18 protein-coding genes and 1 pseudogene are annotated in these 18,716 nt (G+C 66.8%); 11 read left to right on the top strand and 8 right to left on the bottom strand.

Going from position 1 to position 18,716, the window contains the following annotated elements; all coding sequences use genetic code 11:
- Nucleotides 1-429 precede the first annotated feature (429 nt).
- Nucleotides 430-840 carry a DUF3005 domain-containing protein gene (locus tag DIE21_RS27195; protein ID WP_124500581.1) on the bottom strand — a complete coding sequence of 137 codons (411 nt, stop codon included), beginning with the start codon at nucleotides 838-840 and terminating at the stop codon, nucleotides 430-432.
- 278 nt (nucleotides 841-1,118) lie between these two features.
- On the opposite strand from DIE21_RS27195, the gene DIE21_RS27190 reads away from it, so the two are divergent.
- Both DIE21_RS27190 and epsC read left to right on the top strand, forming a co-directional pair.
- Nucleotides 1,119-1,352, top strand: coding sequence for a hypothetical protein (locus DIE21_RS27190; RefSeq protein WP_124500580.1), 234 nt, complete (start codon nucleotides 1,119-1,121; stop codon nucleotides 1,350-1,352).
- Nucleotides 1,353-1,489: 137 nt separating this feature from the next.
- Nucleotides 1,490-2,410 (top strand): serine O-acetyltransferase EpsC, encoded by a 921-nt coding sequence (gene epsC, locus DIE21_RS27185; RefSeq protein ID WP_124500579.1) that lies wholly within the window; start codon nucleotides 1,490-1,492, stop codon nucleotides 2,408-2,410.
- Nucleotides 2,411-2,491: 81 nt separating this feature from the next.
- Here the strand turns inward: epsC and DIE21_RS27180 are convergent, their stop codons facing one another.
- The 3 genes from DIE21_RS27180 to DIE21_RS27170 form a co-directional block, all read right to left on the bottom strand.
- The gene (locus tag DIE21_RS27180) at nucleotides 2,492-3,295 is read right to left on the bottom strand and encodes an SDR family oxidoreductase (protein ID WP_124500578.1); all 804 of its coding nucleotides are present in this window, start codon (nucleotides 3,293-3,295) and stop codon (nucleotides 2,492-2,494) included.
- A complete protein-coding gene (gene folE / locus DIE21_RS27175) occupies nucleotides 3,295-3,924 on the bottom strand; it encodes a GTP cyclohydrolase I FolE (RefSeq protein ID WP_124500577.1) in 630 nt (209 codons plus the stop codon). The genes DIE21_RS27180 and folE overlap by 1 nt, the downstream gene beginning before the upstream one ends.
- A 102-nt stretch (nucleotides 3,925-4,026) precedes the next feature.
- Nucleotides 4,027-4,953: a LysR family transcriptional regulator gene (locus DIE21_RS27170; protein WP_124500576.1), complete on the bottom strand. Its 927-nt coding sequence runs from the start codon at nucleotides 4,951-4,953 to the stop codon at nucleotides 4,027-4,029.
- Between the two features lie 116 nt (nucleotides 4,954-5,069).
- Between DIE21_RS27170 and pobA the strand changes: the two genes are divergently transcribed.
- From pobA to DIE21_RS27135, 7 genes are all read left to right on the top strand, one after another.
- On the top strand, nucleotides 5,070-6,302 hold the full coding sequence (pobA, locus tag DIE21_RS27165; protein ID WP_124500575.1) for a 4-hydroxybenzoate 3-monooxygenase: 1,233 nt from the start codon (nucleotides 5,070-5,072) through the stop codon (nucleotides 6,300-6,302).
- A 145-nt stretch (nucleotides 6,303-6,447) separates the two neighbouring features.
- Complete coding sequence (locus DIE21_RS27160) at nucleotides 6,448-7,164, top strand: 3-oxoacid CoA-transferase subunit A (protein WP_006756646.1); 717 nt, start codon at nucleotides 6,448-6,450, stop codon at nucleotides 7,162-7,164.
- A gap of 10 nt (nucleotides 7,165-7,174) precedes the next feature.
- Nucleotides 7,175-7,831: a CoA transferase subunit B gene (locus DIE21_RS27155; protein WP_124500574.1), complete on the top strand. Its 657-nt coding sequence runs from the start codon at nucleotides 7,175-7,177 to the stop codon at nucleotides 7,829-7,831.
- Between the two features lie 88 nt (nucleotides 7,832-7,919).
- Entirely contained in the window at nucleotides 7,920-9,278 is a 1,359-nt protein-coding gene (locus tag DIE21_RS27150) for a 3-carboxy-cis,cis-muconate cycloisomerase (RefSeq protein WP_124500573.1), read from the top strand.
- Between the two features lie 13 nt (nucleotides 9,279-9,291).
- Complete coding sequence (pcaD, locus tag DIE21_RS27145; RefSeq protein WP_124500572.1) at nucleotides 9,292-10,077, top strand: 3-oxoadipate enol-lactonase; 786 nt, start codon at nucleotides 9,292-9,294, stop codon at nucleotides 10,075-10,077.
- Between the two features lie 10 nt (nucleotides 10,078-10,087).
- Nucleotides 10,088-10,474 (top strand): 4-carboxymuconolactone decarboxylase, encoded by a 387-nt coding sequence (pcaC, locus tag DIE21_RS27140; protein ID WP_124500571.1) that lies wholly within the window; start codon nucleotides 10,088-10,090, stop codon nucleotides 10,472-10,474.
- A 163-nt stretch (nucleotides 10,475-10,637) separates the two neighbouring features.
- Complete coding sequence (locus tag DIE21_RS27135) at nucleotides 10,638-11,996, top strand: MFS transporter (RefSeq protein ID WP_124500570.1); 1,359 nt, start codon at nucleotides 10,638-10,640, stop codon at nucleotides 11,994-11,996.
- A 123-nt stretch (nucleotides 11,997-12,119) separates the two neighbouring features.
- Here the strand turns inward: DIE21_RS27135 and DIE21_RS27130 are convergent, their stop codons facing one another.
- The 4 genes and pseudogenes from DIE21_RS27130 to DIE21_RS37920 all read right to left on the bottom strand — a co-directional run.
- Nucleotides 12,120-12,368 (bottom strand): hypothetical protein, encoded by a 249-nt coding sequence (locus tag DIE21_RS27130; RefSeq protein WP_124500569.1) that lies wholly within the window; start codon nucleotides 12,366-12,368, stop codon nucleotides 12,120-12,122.
- Nucleotides 12,369-12,475: 107 nt separating this feature from the next.
- Nucleotides 12,476-13,093 (bottom strand): LysE family translocator, encoded by a 618-nt coding sequence (locus DIE21_RS27125; RefSeq protein ID WP_124500568.1) that lies wholly within the window; start codon nucleotides 13,091-13,093, stop codon nucleotides 12,476-12,478.
- 223 nt (nucleotides 13,094-13,316) lie between these two features.
- On the bottom strand, nucleotides 13,317-15,464 hold the full coding sequence (locus tag DIE21_RS27120) for a TonB-dependent siderophore receptor (RefSeq protein WP_185640707.1): 2,148 nt from the start codon (nucleotides 15,462-15,464) through the stop codon (nucleotides 13,317-13,319).
- 148 nt (nucleotides 15,465-15,612) lie between these two features.
- Nucleotides 15,613-15,717: pseudogene (locus DIE21_RS37920) on the bottom strand (bacterioferritin); the annotation flags it as partial.
- A gap of 91 nt (nucleotides 15,718-15,808) precedes the next feature.
- On the opposite strand from DIE21_RS37920, the gene DIE21_RS27110 reads away from it, so the two are divergent.
- On the top strand, nucleotides 15,809-17,014 hold the full coding sequence (locus DIE21_RS27110; RefSeq protein WP_124500566.1) for an MFS transporter: 1,206 nt from the start codon (nucleotides 15,809-15,811) through the stop codon (nucleotides 17,012-17,014).
- Between the two features lie 345 nt (nucleotides 17,015-17,359).
- Entirely contained in the window at nucleotides 17,360-18,664 is a 1,305-nt protein-coding gene (locus DIE21_RS27105) for a dicarboxylate/amino acid:cation symporter (protein WP_124500565.1), read from the top strand.
- Nucleotides 18,665-18,716 lie beyond the last annotated feature (52 nt).

Raw genomic sequence — 18,716 nt, 5'->3', positions numbered from 1 at the left:
CGCCGCCCGGACAACGGATCGCGACGGTTGGCGCATGCAATGACGGCACGCGAACGCCGTGCGGATACCGGATCGTCAGCGGTAACGGTTGCACGGGCATCGGGCGACGGTCGGCATGCGAGCGTGCCCGAGCCACAATCCCGCGTCGTCGACGCATGCCGATGACCGTCCGGCAAACCGCGCGCCTTGCCATCCATTGAATCGCGTCCGTATCGCGACGACGTGACTTCGATCAACGTCCGTGCATCTGCGTTGCGAAACCCCGAGTACCGAACCCGGTGCCGATATCGATACCGGCGCCGATTCGGAAGGTCGCGCTATCTGCGGACCGAACGACCGGCGCGCGAGCGCGCACGCCGATCCGCCGCCATCGGCCGTCGGCCCCGGCGCACCCCGGCAATCGAACGACCGATTCAAACGCCGCGCGCATTACTTCGGCACCGCCGTGATTTCGATCACCCGTTCCGGCCGGCGGCCGTGACCGGGCCAGTACGCGCTGCCATACATCCGATGAACCGGGCCGTACAGCTTGTCGCCCGCTTGCGACGGCGCGTCGAACCCCTTCTCGATCACCACGTAGCCGGCACGCAGCGCGAACGCCGGATGATTGCCGCCGGGCCGGCTGTCGAAGCCGGCGAAGCCGTCGCCGGCCTCGGGCATCGCATTGACGAGCGACGCGTTGCTGCCCGTGATCTGGTCTGGCGAGAACGCGCCGCCGCTCGCGAGACGCGCGGCCTCGCGATTCTTGCCGTCGGTGTCGACGGTGCTGTCGTGCGTGTCGTCGTTGTCGAGTTCGATGCTGCGCGGGTGCGCGGAGGGTGTTTGAGCTGACGATTCCATCGCGGCTCTCCTGGCGGCGAAGCGATCCGGATCGAAGCAAATCCCGTTCCGGGCACGACGGGAAAAAGGCGCGCGGGCGATCGCCGCGTTCGCACGGCGCGCACTGATTTGTCATGATTTATTTCAGCTAGAACACCCGTTTTCTACAGAGTATGATTCTTTTCCTGCGGAGCGGCGACAGGGGATGCAGTCTCGCCGACTCTGCCCGCACCAGGGCGCCGCAGCACCCTTAAGACGGGTAGTGAACAACAAGGCAAGGGACTAGAGGTGGCGGATTCATGCAAGCGACTACTGCGTTCACGCACCGCGGTTATCTGTTGAACTGCGCGCCCGCGCGCGCCATTGACGGTTCGTTCAAGCCCTACGTCGTGATCTCCCGATCGAGCGACGGGGAACTCGTCGCGAACCGATTTTTTCCGACCGAGCTCCAGTTCAACGACGAAGGCGACGCGATCGCGCACGCGCGCGACTGGGCGGTGCGCTGGATCGACGCGAGCAGCATCACGATCTGACGCCGTCGCGTGGCGCCAGCGTCGGCCGTCCGGCCGATCCCCCGGCGTGCCGCTGCCGGACGAAAACGCGGTAATCTTGTGGAACCCGTCACTTTATTAGCGGCCGTGCGATCGAGCGCGGCTGCCTGCATTGGCATATGTCGACATCACCCGCCCGTCAGTGGGGCCTCGAAGAAATCGTTGCCGGCTTGCGCGAATCGCGCGAGGAACTCCATCGCACGCGTCATCCGCGCGGTATCCGCGAGCTGCCGTCGCGCGACGCGATCTGCAAGATCGTCACCGGCCTGCGCGCGTCGATGTTTCCGACGCACTACGGCGCGCCCGATCTGACTGATGAAAGCGTCGACTATTACGTCGGCCATACGCTCGAAAGCACGCTGCGGATCCTGTCCGAACAGATTCGCCGCGCGCTGCCGTTCCTGCCCGAGCATGCGGACACGCCGTTCGCCGAGCTCGACGAACGCGCGTTCGAGATCGCGCGCGAGTTCGGCCGGCAGTTGCCGTCGGTTCGCGCGCTGCTGGTCAGCGACATCCAGGCCGCGTACGCGGGCGATCCGGCCGCGCAGCACATCACCGAGATCCTGCTGTGCTATCCCGGCGTGCTCGCGATGATGCACCATCGGCTCGCGCATGCATTGCACCAGCTCGGCGTGCCGCTGCTCGCGCGTTTCATCAATGAAATCGCGCACTCGGCCACCGGCATCGACATCCACCCGGGCGCGCAGATCGGCCCGAGCTTCTTCATCGACCACGGCACCGGCGTCGTGATCGGCGAAACCGCGATCATCGGCGAGCGCGTGCGCGTGTACCAGGCCGTCACGCTCGGCGCGAAGAGCTTCCCGGCCGACGGCGAAGGCACGCTGGTGAAGGGCAATGCGCGGCATCCGATCGTCGAGGACGACGTGGTGATCTACGCGGGCGCGACGATTCTCGGCCGCGTGACGATCGGGCGCGGCTCGGTGATCGGCGGCAACGTGTGGCTCACGCACAGCGTGCCGCCCGGCACGAGCGTCGCGCAGGGCAAGGTTCGCGAAGGCGGCAGCGCCGAGAAGCCGTAACACGGTGCGAACGGCGCGGGGCGTCGTTCGCGCACCGCGGATGAACGTGGGCCGCGCGGCCGCTTGCGAATCGCCGGTCCGTCAGTGCTTGCCGGCCGGCGAACGATGCTTGTACAGCACGTCCTGGTCGACGCGGATCAGGTTCTGCCCCGCGTCGACGACGAAATCCACGCCGTTGTACGCACTGCCCGTCAGCAGCAGGATCGCGCTCGCGACGTCGTCGGGGCCGGCAATGCGCGCGAGCGGCGTCGATGCGCGGCTCGCGTGTTCGAAGTCGGCCTGCGTCTGGTCGTCGCTCGGCAGCATCAGCCCGGGGAACACCGCATTCACGCGCAGCACCGGCGACGACGACAGCGCGAGCATCTGCGTGAGGTTGCCGAGCGCGGCCTTCGCGACCGTGTAGCTGAAATGGTCGCGGTGGAAGTTTTCCTTGATCTTCTGGTCGACCACGTTGACGACGACGCCCTGCGTGCCGGCCGCGCGGGCCCGTTCGTAGAACGCGCGCGTGAGCAGGATCGGCGCGCGGCAGTTGACGGCCCATGCCTGGTCGAACGCCGCGAGGTCGAAGCTCGGGAAATGGTCCTGCCAGAACACCGACGCGTTGTTGACCAGCACGTCGAGGCGGCCGAAGCGCGCATACACCTGGTCGATCAGCGCGGTGATCTGCGCGGCATCCGACAGGTCGGCCTGCAGCGCGGCCGAATCGTGCCCGTGTTCGGCGATCGTGCGGGCCGCCGCATGCGCGGCATCGGCGGAGCGGTCGTAGTGCACCGCGGTGCGATAGCCGCGCGCGGCGAAATACTCGGCGAACGCGCGCCCGGCCCGGCGCGCGGCGCCGGTCACGAGCACGACCGGCGCGTTCGCCGCTTGCTTCGTGGACTGCATTACGTGTTTGTCAGGTTGACTGAAGAAGGATTCGCGACGATCGACAGGAATTCGCGGCGCGTCGACGGATCGGTGCGGAACGTGCCGAGCATGCGCGACGTGACCATCTCGACGCCCGGCTTGTGCACGCCGCGCGTCGAGATGCACTGGTGCGCGGCTTCGAGGATCACGCCGACCCCCTTCGGCTGCAGCACGTCGAACAGCGTGTCGGCGATCTGCACGGTCATTTTTTCCTGGATCTGCAGGCGCTTCGCGAACGCGTCGACGAGACGCGCGAGCTTCGAGATGCCGACGACGCGATGGTTCGGCAGATACGCGACGTGCGCGCGGCCGATGATCGGCACCATGTGGTGCTCGCAGTAGCTCTCGAAGCGGATGTCCTTCAGCACGATCATTTCGTCGTAGCCGTCGACTTCGCTGAACGTGCGCGCGAGGATGTCGCGCGGCTCCACCGCATAGCCGGCGAAGAACTGCTCATAGGCGCGCACGACGCGTGTCGGCGTGTCGATCAGGCCTTCACGGGCCGGATCGTCACCGGCCCAGCGCAGCAGCACGCGAACGGCCTCCTCGGCTTCTTTCCGGCTCGGCCGGGATGCGGCCGGCTCGGGCCGCGGGTTTTTTTTACCCATCTGGTCGCTCCATCGAATGCGCCCGCCAGCGGCGGCGCGGATATCCGGCCATTGTTTCATGCTTTCGCGGGTCGTGCGTGCGGCCCGCCGCTCCCCCTTGCGTCACTTCGGCCATTCGTCCTGCTCGTCGTTGAACAGCGACGCGACGACGCCGCGCAGCCACGCGGTGCGCGGATCGTTGTGGTACTTGCGGTGCCAGTGCTGCTTCAGGTCGAAGCGCGGCAGCGCGAGCGGCGGCTCGACCGGCACGATGAACGCGTGCTCGGCCGCATACGCATAGCCGATCGCATGCGGCACCGTCGCGATCAGGTCGGTGCGGCTCAGGATGAACGGCAGGCTCATGAAGTGCGGCGTCTCGAGCACCGCGCGGCGCTGCATGCGCTGCTTCGCGAGGTATTTCTCGAGCACCTCCTGGCTGCGCCCCTCGGCGCGCACCACCGCATGCCCGCAGGCGAGGAACTGCTCGGCGGTGAACGGGCGCGCCTGCTCGAGCGGATGGCCGCGCCGCATCAGGCAGACGAACCGGTGCGTAAACAGCCGCTGCTGGAAGAAGTTGTTGCCGTCCAGATCGGGGAAATAGCCGACCGCCAGATCGATCGAACCGGCTTCGAGGCCGCGGCCGACTTCGTCGTGCGCGAGCGAGACCGAGCGCAGGTTCGCGTGCGGCGCAAGCGTCGCGAACGCCTGCAGCAGCTTCGGCAGGAACACGATCTCGCCGACGTCCGACAGCGCGATCGAGAACGTATGCGTGCTCGCCGCCGGATCGAAGTCGTGCGGCGCGACGAGGCCGCGCTCGATCTGCGCGAGCGCGTCGCGCGCGGCCGGCAGCAGCGCGAGCGCGCGCGGCGTCGGCTCCATCCCGCGCGACGTGCGCACGAACAGCGGATCGCCGAAGTACTCGCGCAGGCGGCCGAGCGCCGTGCTCACGCGCGGCTGGCTCACGCCGAGCAGGTCGCCTGCACGGCTCACGTTGCGCGTGTCGTCGAGCGCGACGAGGTAGGGAATGAGGTTCAGATCGAGCGCTTCCATCGCCGGGCCAATATCGTCAAAACGTATACAACATATCTTCTGAATCGCGTTGCTGGATAGTCGGGAAAGCGCTCAAATGGTCTCCATTATTCGAACCAATGTTCTGGAGACGAACAATGCGCACCCAGGTCGCCATCATCGGCGCCGGTCCGTCCGGCCTTTTGCTTTCCCATCTGCTGCGCCTGCAAGGCGTCGATTCCATCCTCGTCGAAGCGCGTTCGCGCGAATACTGCGAGAACCGCATCCGCGCCGGCGTGCTGGAGCAGGGCACTGTCGACACGCTGAACGAAGCCGGCCTCGGCGAGCGGATGCGCCGCGAAGGGCTCGAACATCACGGCATCGAGCTGTTGTTCTCCGGCCAGCGCCATCGCATCGACCTGAGCGAGCTCACCGGCGGGCGCGCGATCACCGTCTACAGCCAGCATGAAGTCGTGCGCGACCTGATCGCGGCCGGCGACGCGCATGGCCATCCGATGCACTTCGAAGTCAGCGACGTCGCGCTGCACGACGTCGAGAGCGAGCATCCGTTCGTCACGTTCAAGCACGCGGACGGCCGCGCGGACCGCATCGACTGCGACTACATTGCCGGCTGCGACGGCTTCCACGGCATCGCGCGCCAGACGATCCCCGCCGAGCGGCTGAACACGTTCGAGCGCGTCTATCCGTTCGCGTGGCTCGGCATCCTCGCCGACGCGGCGCCGTCGCTCGATGAACTCGTCTACGCGCATCACGAGAACGGCTTCGCGCTGTTCTCGATGCGCTCGCCGACGGTCACGCGCCTCTACCTGCAGTGCAAGCCCGACGAAAACCTCGCCGAATGGTCCGATGCGCGGATCTGGGACGAACTGCACACGCGCTTCTCGAACGACACCGGCTGGACGCCGACCGAGGGCCGGATCACGCAGAAGAGCGTGACGCCGATGCGCAGCTTCGTGTCGGAGACGATGCAGCACGGCCGCCTGTTCCTCGCCGGCGACGCCGCGCACATCGTGCCGCCGACCGGCGCGAAGGGGATGAACCTCGCGGTGGCCGACGTCCGCGCGCTGTCCCGCGCGCTCGGTGCCCGCTACCGCAACGGCGACGCGACGCCGCTCGAGCGTTATTCGGCGACCTGCCTCGAACGCGTGTGGCGCGCCGAGCATTTCTCGTACTTCATGACGAACATGCTGCATGCGTCGCCGGACGACTCGCCGTTCGTCAATCGCCTGAAGTTTGCCGAGCTGAAGTACGTGACGCGCTCGCGGGCCGCCGCGCAGTCGCTGGCCGAAAACTACGTCGGCCTGCCGTTCGACGACCAGATACCCCCCGAGGCATCCCGCCTTGACAACGCGCTGTGCGCGACTCTATGATCGGCCCATCGTTCGCTAATCGAATCTAGGTTCGAATAGCGAACAAATGCCGAGGGTCGACGACGGCCTCCGGCGCGGCACGCGACACGCGCGTGTCCCCTCGACAGGCCGCGCATCGTGCCGCGGGTTCGTATCAGGAAGAGACATGGTCAACAAGATTTTCGAATCGCTTCAATCGGCGGTCGCGGACGTCCACGACGGCGCGACCATCATGATCGGCGGTTTCGGCACGGCAGGCATGCCGTCCGAGCTGATCGACGCGCTGATCGAGCAGGGCGCGCGCGGCCTGACGATCGTCAACAACAACGCGGGCAACGGCGAAACGGGCCTCGCGGCGCTGCTCAAGGCGAAGCGGGTGCGCAAGATCATCTGCTCGTTCCCGCGCCAGAGCGACTCGCAGGTGTTCGACGCGCTGTACCGCGCGGGCGAGATCGAGCTGGAGCTGGTGCCGCAGGGCAACCTCGCGGAGCGGATCCGCGCGGCGGGCGCCGGCATCGGCGGCTTCTTCACGCCGACGGGCTTCGGCACGAAGCTCGCGGAAGGCAAGGAAACGCGCGTGATCGACGGCAAGTCGTATGTGTTCGAGACGCCGATCCACGCCGATTTCGCGCTGGTGAAGGCGTACAAGGGCGACCGCTGGGGCAACCTGGTGTATCGCAAGACCGCGCGCAACTTCGGGCCGATCATGGCCAGCGCCGCGAAGGTCGCGATCGTGCAGGTGTCGGAAGTCGTGCCGCTCGGCGGGCTGAACCCGGAACACATCGTGACGCCGGGCATTTTCGTGCAGCGTGTCGTCGAAGTGCCGCAGGCCGCGCATGCGGCCGAGCTGGCCGCCGAACGTGCCGCATCCCAAGCCGCCTGAGGATACTGAAATGAAACGACTGACCCGCGATGAAATGGCCAAGCGCGTCGCCCAGGACATCCCCGAAGGCGCGTACGTGAATCTCGGCATCGGCGTGCCGACGCTGGTGGCGAACCACCTCGATCGAGCCAAGGAAATCTTCCTGCACAGCGAGAACGGCCTGCTCGGCATGGGCCCGGCGCCCGCGCCCGGCGAGGAGGACGACGAGCTGATCAACGCCGGCAAGCAGCACGTGACGCTGCTCACCGGCGGCGCGTATTTCCACCACTCGGATTCGTTCGCGATGATGCGCGGCGGCCACCTCGACTACTGCGTGCTCGGCGCGTTCCAGGTGTCGGCGAACGGCGACCTCGCGAACTGGCATACGGGCGCGCCCGATGCGATTCCGGCCGTCGGCGGCGCGATGGACCTCGCGATCGGCGCGAAGCAGGTGTTCGTGATGATGGAGCACCTGACGAAACAGGGCGAGAGCAAGATCGTCGCGCAGTGCTCGTATCCGGTGACCGGCGTGCAGTGCGTGAGCCGCATCTACACCGATCTCGCCGTGCTCGACGTGACGTCGGACGGCCTCGCGGTGAGCGAGATCTTCACCGACCTGTCGTTCGACGAACTGGAGAAGCTGACCGGCGTGCCGCTGATCGACGCGACGCGCAAGGCCGCGGCCTGAACGGCAAGCGTGCCGGCGCGCGCGATCGCGCGCACGCCGGCACGCTTGGGTAGACAATAGGCGCACGCCGCTTCCCCAATCTGATGCCATGCTCGAAGACAGCGCCCGCCTGACCTCCTTCATCTGCGGCACCGAGCCGCTCAACCGGATCTGGTCACCCCGCGCGACGATCCAGCGGATGCTCGACGTCGAGGCCGCGCTTGCGCGCGCGCTCGCCGCGCGGCAGGTGATTCCCGCCGCGGCGGTCGCGCCGATCGAACGCGCGTGCGACGCCGGCCGGCTCGACGCCGACGCGCTCGCGCACGGCGCGGCGCTCGGCGGCAATCTCGCGATTCCGCTCGTCAAGCAGCTCACCGCGCAAGTGAAGGCCGACGACCCCGAGGCCGCGAAGTTCGTGCACTGGGGCGCGACGAGCCAGGACATCATCGATACCGCGACCGTGCTGCAGCTGCGCGACACGCTCGACGTGCTCGAGCCGCTGCTCGACGAAGCGTGCGCGTCGCTCGCGACGCTGGCGCGCACGCATCGCGCGACGCCGATGATCGGCCGCACGTGGCTGCAGCAGGCGCTGCCGATCACGCTCGGCCTCAAATTCGCGCAGTGGCTCGATGCGCTGCTGCGCCATCGCGCGCGCTTCGCCGAATTGCGCGAGCGTGCGCTGGTGCTGCAGTTCGGCGGCGCCGCCGGCACGCTGGCGAGCCTGCGCGAGCATGCAGCCGGCGTGAGCGCCGCGCTCGCGGCCGACCTGAAGCTCGCTGTGCCGGCCGTGCCGTGGCATACGCAGCGCGACCGCATCGCGGAAGCCGCGTCGTGCTTCGGGATGCTGACCGGCACGCTCGGCAAGATCGCGCGCGACGTGTCGCTGCAGATGCAGACCGAGGTCGGCGAGCTTGGCGAACCGGCGGCCGCCGGCAAGGGCGGCTCGTCGACGATGCCGCACAAGCGCAACCCGGTCGGCTGCGCGGCCGTGCTGACCGCCGCAGTCCGCGCGCCGAACCTCGTCGCGACCGTGTTCGCGGGGATGGTCCAGGAGCACGAGCGCGCGCTCGGCGGCTGGCAGGCCGAATGGGACGCGCTGCCTGACCTCGCGCGCCTGACCGGCGGCGCGCTCGCGCAGATCGCGCAGATCGTCGCGGGCCTCGACGTGAACACCGAACGCCTCGCCGCGAACCTCGAGCTGACGCACGGGCTGATCCTCGGCGAAGCCGTGATGCTCGCGCTCGGCGACCGGATCGGCCGGCTCGACGCGCACCACGTCGTCGAGCATGCGTCGAAGGAAGCCGTGCGCACCGGCGCGACGCTGTTCGACGTGCTCGCCGCCGATCCGACCGTATCGGCCAATCTGTCGCGCGACGCGCTCGCGCGGCTGCTCGATCCCGCACATTACGTCGGCGAGGCGCAGGCCTATGTCGACGCCGTGCTCGCGCTGCACGCGAGCACGCAATAACCAGGAGAACAAGATGCCTTTCGCCACTGTCAACGGCGTGAAACTGCATTACCGGATCGACCGTGCCGCGCGCGACGACGCGCCGTGGCTCGTCTTCTCGAACTCGCTCGGCGCAGACCTGCAGATGTGGGCGCCGCAGATTCGCCCGCTCACGCAGCACTTCAACATCCTGCGCTACGACACGCGCGGCCATGGCCATTCCGAAGCGCCGGCCGGCTCGTACACGGTCGACCAGCTCGCGGGCGACGTGATCGGCCTGCTCGACCACGTCGGCATCGAGCGCGCGCACTTCTGCGGGATCTCGATGGGCGGCCTGACGGGCGCCGCGCTCGCCGCACGCTTCCCGTCGCGCATCGTGCGCGCCGTGCTGGCGAACACCGCCGCGAAGATCGGTTCGCCGGAGGTGTGGACGCCGCGCGCGCAGAAGGCGCGTGCCGAAGGGATGGCCGCGCTCGCCGACGCCGTGCTGCCGCGCTGGTTCACCGATGCGTTCGTCGATCGCGAGCCGCGCCTGCTCGACGCGATCCGCGACACCTTCGTGCATACCGACAAGGACGGTTACGCGGCGAACTGCGACGCGCTGAACGCGGCCGACCTGCGCGAGGAAGTGAAGGGCATCGCGCTGCCGGTACTCGTCGTGACCGGCGCGAAGGACATGTCGACGCCGCCCGACCAGGGCCGTGCGCTGGCTGCCGCGATTCCCGGCGCGCGTCACGTCGAATTCGACGCCGCGCACATTTCGAACATCGAGTGCACCGACGGCTTCAACCGCGCGCTGCTCGACTTCCTGACCGCGTGAGGCATCGACGATGGACGACCAGCAACGTTATGAAGCAGGGATGAAGGTGCGTCGCGCGGTGCTCGGCGACGCGCACGTCGACCGTTCGATCGAGAACCGCACCGAGGTGACCGACGAATTCCAGAACCTGATCACGCGCTATGCGTGGGGCGAGATCTGGACCCGCGACGGCCTGCCGCGCCACACGCGCAGCCTGCTGACCATCTCGATGATGGTCGCGCTGAACCGCGGCGAGGAACTCGCGCTGCACCTGCGCGCCGCGCGCAACAATGGCGTGACGCGCGACGAGATCAAGGAAGTGCTGCTGCAGACCGCGATCTACTGCGGCGTGCCGGCCGCGAACTCCGCGTTCCATCTCGCGGACAAGATCTTCAAGGAACAGGATGGGGCCGCCTAGGTGCGGCTGAATAACACGTCCGGCTCGCGCCGGACGTGACCCGATCGCGACGCCTGCCGCAGCCGGCAGGTGTCGACGATGCATGACGTGCCGGCGGCGAATCGGCGCGCGAACAAGGAAAGGCGCGGCCATGAGGCCGCGTTGCTTACATAGGAGACTCGCGATGAATCGCGCAACCGTGGTCGATGTCCAGACCTTCATTAATGAGCAGCCGTTCGGCGGCTTCCAGTGGCTCGTGTTCCTGATGTGTTTCGTGATCGTGCTGCTCGACGGCTTCGATACGGCCGCGATCGGCTTCATCGCGCCGTCGCTGCTGGGCGAATGGAACCTCACCAAACCCGATCTCGCGCCCGTGCTGAGCGCCGCGCTGTTCGGCCTTGCCTGCGGCGCGCTCGTGTCGGGCCCGCTGTCCGATCGTCTCGGGCGCCGTTCGCTGCTGCTCGGCTCGGTGTTCCTGTTCGGTGTCGCGTGTCTTGTTTCCGCATTCTCGAACACCATCGGGCACCTGACGATCCTGCGTTTCATTACCGGCGTCGGGTTGGGCGCCGCGATGCCGAACGCGGTCACGATGATGGGCGAGTTCTGCCCGGACAAGCGCCGCGCGACCGTGATCAACCTGATGTTCTGCGGCTTCCCGCTCGGCGCCGCGTTCGGCGGCTTTCTCGCCGCGTGGATGATTCCGCATTTCGGCTGGCGCAGCGTGCTGATGCTCGGCGGCGTGACGCCGCTGCTGCTCGGCGTGCTGCTGCTGCTGAAGATGCCCGAATCGGTGCGCTTCATGGTCGCGCAGGGCCCGAGTGTCGACCGGATCCGCGCGACGCTCGCCCGGATCTCGCGCGACGCGCTGAACGCCGGCTCGTTCGCGATGACCGAAGCCGCGCCGCACACCGGCAGCAAGGGGATCGGTGTCGTGCTGTCACGCTCGTACCTCGTCGGCTCGGTGATGCTGTGGCTCGCGTACTTCATGGGCCTCGTGATCTTCTACGCGTCGATCAACTGGATGCCGATCCTGCTGAAGGACGCCGGCCTGACACCGAAGAGCGCGACGCTGATCTCCGCGCTGTTCCCGCTCGGCGGCGTCGGCGCGGTGCTGTGCGGCGTATTGATGGACCGCTTCAACGCGAACCGCGTGATCGCGGTGTGCTATGCGCTGACCGCGATCAGCGTGTATGCGATCGGGCAGGCGGCGGGGAATGTGGGGTTGCTGGTACTGGTCGTGTTCATCGCGGGCGTGCTGATGAACACCGCGCAATCGTCGATGCCGGCGCTCGCCGCCGCGTTCTATCCAACCGAAGGGCGTGGCACGGGCGTGGCGTGGATGCTGGGTGTCGGCCGCTTCGGCGGGATTGCCGGGTCGTTCCTCGTCGCCGAACTGACGCGCCGGCACTTCTCGTTCGCGGGCGTGTTCGCGACGATCGCGGTCGCGGGCCTGCTCGCGTGTCTCGCGTTGCTGATCAAGCAGGCGGCGCGGCCGCACGGCGTCGCGCAGCCGCCCGGCAAGATCGAGTCGCTCGGGCATTGAGCAGGCGCGGGGCCGGGCGATGCGCCGGCTCTGCGTGTGCCGCGGCCGGTCGTAAGGCGGCTGACACGCAACAGCGGAGCGGGCCGCTTCGGCGGCCCGTCGCCATGACGGCGCGTCGCGCCGCTACTCCGCCGCGTCGTGTTCCTTGACGAAGTTGCGCAGATACGCGCGCAGCGCGGCCTCCCGGCTGCGATGATCGGCGAGGTTCGCGGCGCCCATGTCTTCCTCTTCGCCGAACATTGTCGGCGGCGCGCAGTAGGTGCCGATCTCGATGTCTTCACGCAGCACGCGGATCTCGTGCGTCAGCGGGTGATACTCGGCGATCCAGTGCATTCCCTCGATGTGCTCGCCCGTTCTCAGCAGTGGCTTCATCGGCAATCTCCCGGAAGCAGCGGCGCAACCGCCGAAGCGGTTGTGCGCGCCCGTACCAAAAGGGTACGCCTGCCCTGCGTGAATCTCAACGGGCGCGCTGTGAGCGCTCACTGCGGCAGCAGGTGCGCGATGAGCGGATACAGCGACAGGATCAGCAGCACGGCCATCGTCACGTTGAAGATGCGCAACGCGCGGCGGTTCGACAGGAAGCGGCGCAGGCCGAGGCCGAATGCGGCCCACAGGCTGATGCACGGAAAGCCGATCAGGATGAACACGACGGCCATCCACGCGGCGTTCATCCCGTAGTCGGCGGACAGGCGGATCGTCGTCGCGGCGGTCAGCACCATCATCCACGCCTTCGGATTGACCCACTGGAACGCGGCGGCTTCGATGAACGTCATCGGCCGCGGCTTGGCGCCGTGAGCGTTCACTTCGCCGGACGTGCCGATGCGCCAGGCGAGGTACAGCAGGTACGCGACGCTCGCGGCTTCGAGGATCGTATACAGCAGCGGGACGCGCTTGAACACCTCGCCGAGCCCGAACCCGACGCAGAGCATCAGGATCGCGACGCCGATGCTGATGCCGAACAAGTGCGGCATCGTGCGGCGGAAACCGAAATTGACGCCGGACGCGAGCAGCATCGTGTTGTTCGGGCCGGGCGTGATCGTCGTGACGAGCGCGAACAGCATGCCGGCGGGCAATGCGCTCAAGGTGAGGAATTCCATCGCGGATTCTCCATTCGTGTTCGAGACAGGGAGGGAGTCAGTGTAGCGACGGTTTTCTGTACAGTACCGGTACAGTTTGACTGGCGATTGCCGGTACGGGGGAGGGGCTGTCGACGAGATGATCAGCGGCGTCGCCCGCGTGCGCGCGTCTATCTATTGCCGACGAGGCAGGCCGCGTGCGGTCGCCGGCCGGACCGCACGCGTCGTCGGCAACGTTCCGCGTCTACATCTCGTATCGCAACGTCGCCATGACGCTGCGCGGTGCCCCCGGCATGTTGAGGTTGGGGCTCGAGCCGTGTGCCGAGACGATATAGCCCTTGTTGAACAGGTTGTAGAGGTTCAACTGGAGCGACATCGGTCCGTGCGCGTACCAGGCCATCATGTCGGCCGTCACGTAGCCCGGCAAGGTCACGGTGTTCTGCGGATCGGCCATGCGTGCGCCGACGAAGTTCAGGCCGCCGCCGACGCCGAAGCCGCTGCCGAGATTCTTGGTCAGCCACAGATTGCCGGAGTGACGCGGCGTGAGCGTGGCCCGCTTGCCCTGCAATGCAGCGGTCGAGTGGGTGACGGTTGCATCCAGGTACGCGTAGCCTGCCAGCACGCGCCAGCCATGGCTGAGCTCGGCTGCACCGCTGAGTTCCACGCCGTCGGTCCGCTGCTCGCCGATCGGAATCAGTGCCGTATTGGTCGCATTGGCGACCTTGATGTTGCTGCGATCCAGCCGGAACACCGATATCGTCGTGCTGGCCTTGCCGCCAAGCCAGTCGTATTTCGCGCCGATCTCGGTATTGGTCGTGGTTTCCGGAGCGAGCTCCGCATTATTGGCCGCGAGCGAGAACGCCTCGCCCGAAGGCTGGAACGAGCGGCTCCACGACACGTAGTACGACTGCGTCCGGGTCGGCTGCCAGACCAGGCCCAGGCGCGGGCTCCATGCCGTGTCGGTACGCGACAGGCCCGGCTGTTTGGGGCGGCGGTCGAGCGTCTCCTGCTCGAAGCGATCGTAGCGGATGCCGAGCAGCGCCTTCCACTGATCGTTGAAGCTGATCAGGTCCTGCGTGTAGAACCCGAGCGTCTTGAAGATGCCGAGGTTGTTGGCGGCCGGCGTGGTCGACGTGTGCAGCGGCAGCGTCGGCAGCGCCGGCGCGAACAGGTCGAAGTTCACCGGCTTGCCGTTCGCGCCGGTGACGGGCGCCGAATAATTGACGAGATCCTTGTTCTGCTGGCCGATTTCCATCCCGTACAGCAACTCGTGCTTCATGCCGAACAGCGTGGCCTTTTGCGTGAGATCGGTCTGGTTGAACCAGCCGTGTTCCTCGCGATAGACGTTCCCGTGATTCAGCGTGAACGTCCGGTTCGCTTCGTTGACGCTGCCGACGAGCGTGTTGTTCCGGTCGAGCGAATAGTGGTAGTAGCGAGTGGCGTTGCGGATCGACCACTGTTCGTTGAACTCGTGCTTGATCGTCGCGGTGCTCGAATACACTCGCGAGCGCGAGTAGTCGACCTCGCCAGCGTTCGCCGCGCCGTAATACGCGGATGCCGGCACGTCGACCGGCCGTCCCTTGTAGGCCGGGATGCCGAAGTCCGTCACGCGGCGATCCTCGAGGTAGTCGGCCTGCAGCAACACCGTCGTCTTCGGCGCAATGCGGAATTCGAACGACGGCGCGACCGCCGTGCGATTCAGAAACTGCTGCGACCGATAGCTCTTGGCTTCTTCGTGCGCCCCGGTTATGCGGAAAGCGGCCGCGCCGTTCGCGAGCACGCGTCCGACGTCGGCTTCGACCCGACGATCGGCCCACGCGCCGTAGCTGACACCCAGGTTGGTGACGTCGATTCCGGGTTTTTTCGTCACACGATTGATTAGCCCACCTGAAGAACCTCGGCCATAAAGAACGGCGGCAGGGCCCTTGACGACTTCCACCCGGTCGACGTTCGACAGATCGCGGAAATACAGCGCATCGTCGCGAATGCCGTCGACGAACTGGTCGGCAATCGCGGAGAAGCCGCGAATGGTGACCTGGTCGCGCTGACCGTCGCCGGTGGAAAACCCGACACCCGCGACGTTCTTCAACACGTCTTGCAGGGAATTTGCGTGCTGATCACGCATCACTTCGGCCGTGATCACGTTCACCGTCTGCGGGATATCGCGCAGCGGCGCATCGATCCGGGTAGCGCTGACCGCGTTCGACGGGTTGTAACCTTCTCCCGGATCGCGAAGCGCGCTCGCGCTCACCGACACGGCCGGCAACACGTTGGTCGGCGTGCTCGTCGGTGCAGTCGTGTTTTCCTGCGCGAAGGCCGCGCCAACCATGATCGGCTGGCACGCAACGGCGGCCAGTACGGCTCGTCGTGCCGGGTGCAATACTCGTCTCATCTCCCAATCCGTCGTATGTAATGATTCGTAATTTCAGAATGCGACGCATTATCATTTGAAAGGAATGGAAGGTCAACAAGTGTTGTGTCGCCGCTAGATTTTTGATTTGTCTGATGTTTGTGCCGTGCAACGGCACCTTCGTCACGAACTGCGTGTCGATCCAGTCGAGATGCGTTTCGGTCTCGTCCAGAATGTGCTCGATAATCTCCCGGGACACGTAGTCCTGTACCGATTCGCAGCAAGCGATGCGTTCCCTGGCCGCCGACGCATTCCCGTGAAACGGCGCACGCGCTGCGACACGAAACGCCGGCACACGCCGCACCTAACCTTGATGTCGACCCGTCATGAGCGCACCCTCACCGATTGCCGGCAAGCCTGCGATTCCACGGACCGTATGGGCATTGGGCCTCGTGAGCCTGTTCATGGACCTGTCGTCCGAGCTGATCCATGCGTTGCTGCCGATCTATCTGGTGTCGACGATGGGGATGAGCGTCGACGCGCTCGGCATCCTCGAAGGGGCGGCCGAAGCGACCGCGATGATCGTCAAGGTGTTCTCCGGCGCGATCAGCGACTGGCTCGGGCGCCGCAAGGGTCTGCTGCTGGTCGGCTATGGACTCGCGGCGTTGACCAAGCCATTGTTTCCGCTGGCGTCCACGCCGGCAGTCGTCGTGACGGCCCGCCTGCTCGATCGCGTCGGCAAGGGCATTCGCGGCGCGCCGCGCGACGCGCTGGTAGCCGACGTCGCCCCGCCCGAAATCCGCGGCGCGTGCTTCGGCCTGCGTCAGTCGATGGATACGGTGGGCGCGTTTCTCGGCCCGATGCTCGCGATCGTGCTGATGCTCTGGTACGCGGACCAGATCAGGACCGTGCTGTGGTTCGCCGTGGTACCGGCCTTCGCCGCGATCGCGCTGATCGTCTTCGGCGTGCGCGAACCCGATCAGGCGAAACCGCAGCGGCGCTTTCACTCGCCGCTGCGCTGGAGCGCGCTGCGCGAGTTTCCCCGTGGCTACTGGTTCGTCGTCGCGGCCGGCGCGACGTTTACGCTCGCGCGCTTCAGCGAGGCGTTCCTGATCTTGCGTGCGCAGCAAACCGGGCTCGATGCTGCGTGGATCCCGGCCGTGATGGTCGCGATGAGCATCGCCTATTCGCTGTCCGCGTGGCCGGTCGGCGCGTTGTCGGACCGGCTCGATCGCCGCGTGCTGCTCGCGGCCGGCATGGTGCTGCTGATCGCGGCCGACCTGCTGCTCGGCATCGGCACATCGACGATCTCGATGTTCACCGGGGTGGCCGTATGGGGGCTGCACATGGGCTTTACGCAGGGCATCCTCGCCGCGATGGTGTCGGAAACCTCGCCGGCCACGCTGCGCGGGACTGCGTTCGGCGTATTCAACCTGGTGAGCGGTATCTGCATGCTGCTCGCGAGCAGCATCGCCGGCGCGCTGTGGACGCGTTTTGGCGCATCGACCACGTTTCTCGCCGGCGCTGCGCTGGTCGTGGTGCCGCTGTGCCTGTGCCGGTTCATGCCGCGACCGGGCACGCCGGCGGCGTGATGGGTCGCCTGCCGGGTTCGCCCACGTCCCGCGCAAGGCCGACCTGACGGGCGGGCACGACGGTGCCCGAAGACCGGACCCGCGTCGCGGCACACCGGGCCCCTGGATCCCCGCGCCCCCGCCCGGCGAAAGCCCGTCCTGCCACCTTCCCCGCCCGCTGCTTTCAGATTTGAAAGATGGTCCGCCGTTTGCGATAGAATGCCCCCCCTGTTCGCCGTGGCCACGTCCACGGACGAACTCGGGCACTCGAAGCGGCGTGCGCCGCGCGCGCGGAATTCCGTGTCCATTTCGATGCCGGCGATCGACCTGCCGTTGGAAACACACGTTCTATAATTTGGATTGCTAATGAAGAAGAAGCACAACATCACCCGGTACATCGTCATAGCGATGGCGCTGGGTATCGCCGTGGGCTACGCCTGTCATGGCGCGTTTCCCGACCCGAAAATGGCCAGGGAAGTCGCCGGCTACGTGTCGCTGCTGTCCGACGTGTTCCTGCGGCTGATCAAGATGATCATCGCGCCGCTGGTGTTCGCGACGCTGACGGTCGGCATCGCGCAGATGGGCGACAGCGGGTCGGTCGGCCGCGTGGGCGTGAAGGCGTTCGGCTGGTTCTTCATCGCGTCGTTCACGTCGCTGGTGCTCGGCCTCGTGACCGCGACGATCCTGAAGCCGGGCAGCCATCTCAGCCTGCCGCTGCCGGCCGTCGATGCGGCGCTCAACCTGAAGACGGGCGCGTTCACGCTGAAGGACTTCGTCGTCCACCTGGTGCCGAAGTCGATCGCCGAGGCGATGGCGAACAACGAGATCCTGCAGATCGTCGTGTTCTCGATCTTCTTCGGCACCGCGCTGTCGGCGCTCGGCGACGCCGGCAAGCGCCTGACCGGCGTGATCGACGATCTCGCACAGGTCATGCTGAAGGTGACGGGCGCGGTGATGTGGTTCGCGCCGGTCGCGGTGTTTGCCGCGCTGGCGTCGACGATCACGACGGAAGGGCTCGGCATCCTGCTCACGTTCGCGAAGTTCATGGCGAGCTTCTATCTGGCGCTGGCGCTGCTGTGGGGCGTGCTGACGCTCGCCGGGGTGACGTTCCTCGGCAAGCGTGCGTTCACGCTGATCCGCCTGATTCGCGAGCCGTTCCTGCTGTCGTTCGCGACGGCGAGCTCCGAAGCCGCGTACCCGAAGCTGCTCGACGCGCTCGACCGGTTCGGCGTGAATCGCAAGATTTCGAGCTTCGTGCTGCCGATCGGGTATTCGTTCAACCTCGACGGCTCGATGATGTACTGCACGTTCGCGGTGCTGTTCATCTCGCAGGTGTACGGGATCGACCTGCCGTTCGGCACGCAGATCACGATGCTGCTGATGCTGATGGTGACGTCGAAGGGGATGGCGGGCGTGCCGCGCGCATCGCTCGTCGTGATCGCGGCGACGCTCAACCAGTTCCATCTGCCGGAAGCCGGCCTGCTGCTGATCATGGGTGTCGACATGTTCCTCGACATGGGGCGCTCGGCCACCAACGCGGTCGGCAACTCGATCGCGGCGGCCGTGGTCGCGAAGTGGGAGGGCCAGCTCGGCGATCCGCGCGACGACGCGGATGCGGGCGGCGGCGAGGTCAAGCAGGTGGAGGTGCGGGAGACGGCGACGTCCGCGTGATTTCCCTGTTGCCGTGATGTGTGCCGGCCTGGATTCGACATGGATTCAGGCC

This window comes from Burkholderia sp. Bp9140 (assembly GCF_003853425.1).
Classification (GTDB): domain Bacteria; phylum Pseudomonadota; class Gammaproteobacteria; order Burkholderiales; family Burkholderiaceae; genus Burkholderia.
This window is presented reverse-complemented; position numbering and strand designations above follow the sequence as displayed.

Excerpts from the sequence above, each read along its gene's own strand:
- DIE21_RS27195 (WP_124500581.1), bottom strand. The coding sequence starts at position 840 with ATGGAATCGTCAGCTCAAACACCCTCCGCGCACCCGCGCAGCATCGAA.
- DIE21_RS27190 (WP_124500580.1), top strand. The coding sequence starts at position 1,119 with ATGCAAGCGACTACTGCGTTCACGCACCGCGGTTATCTGTTGAACTGC.
- epsC (WP_124500579.1), top strand. The coding sequence starts at position 1,490 with ATGTCGACATCACCCGCCCGTCAGTGGGGCCTCGAAGAAATCGTTGCC.
- DIE21_RS27180 (WP_124500578.1), bottom strand. The coding sequence starts at position 3,295 with ATGCAGTCCACGAAGCAAGCGGCGAACGCGCCGGTCGTGCTCGTGACC.
- folE (WP_124500577.1), bottom strand. The coding sequence starts at position 3,924 with ATGGGTAAAAAAAACCCGCGGCCCGAGCCGGCCGCATCCCGGCCGAGC.
- DIE21_RS27170 (WP_124500576.1), bottom strand. The coding sequence starts at position 4,953 with ATGGAAGCGCTCGATCTGAACCTCATTCCCTACCTCGTCGCGCTCGAC.
- pobA (WP_124500575.1), top strand. The coding sequence starts at position 5,070 with ATGCGCACCCAGGTCGCCATCATCGGCGCCGGTCCGTCCGGCCTTTTG.
- DIE21_RS27160 (WP_006756646.1), top strand. The coding sequence starts at position 6,448 with ATGGTCAACAAGATTTTCGAATCGCTTCAATCGGCGGTCGCGGACGTC.
- DIE21_RS27155 (WP_124500574.1), top strand. The coding sequence starts at position 7,175 with ATGAAACGACTGACCCGCGATGAAATGGCCAAGCGCGTCGCCCAGGAC.
- DIE21_RS27150 (WP_124500573.1), top strand. The coding sequence starts at position 7,920 with ATGCTCGAAGACAGCGCCCGCCTGACCTCCTTCATCTGCGGCACCGAG.
- pcaD (WP_124500572.1), top strand. The coding sequence starts at position 9,292 with ATGCCTTTCGCCACTGTCAACGGCGTGAAACTGCATTACCGGATCGAC.
- pcaC (WP_124500571.1), top strand. The coding sequence starts at position 10,088 with ATGGACGACCAGCAACGTTATGAAGCAGGGATGAAGGTGCGTCGCGCG.
- DIE21_RS27135 (WP_124500570.1), top strand. The coding sequence starts at position 10,638 with ATGAATCGCGCAACCGTGGTCGATGTCCAGACCTTCATTAATGAGCAG.
- DIE21_RS27130 (WP_124500569.1), bottom strand. The coding sequence starts at position 12,368 with ATGAAGCCACTGCTGAGAACGGGCGAGCACATCGAGGGAATGCACTGG.
- DIE21_RS27125 (WP_124500568.1), bottom strand. The coding sequence starts at position 13,093 with ATGGAATTCCTCACCTTGAGCGCATTGCCCGCCGGCATGCTGTTCGCG.
- DIE21_RS27120 (WP_185640707.1), bottom strand. The coding sequence starts at position 15,464 with ATGAGACGAGTATTGCACCCGGCACGACGAGCCGTACTGGCCGCCGTT.
- DIE21_RS27110 (WP_124500566.1), top strand. The coding sequence starts at position 15,809 with ATGAGCGCACCCTCACCGATTGCCGGCAAGCCTGCGATTCCACGGACC.
- DIE21_RS27105 (WP_124500565.1), top strand. The coding sequence starts at position 17,360 with ATGAAGAAGAAGCACAACATCACCCGGTACATCGTCATAGCGATGGCG.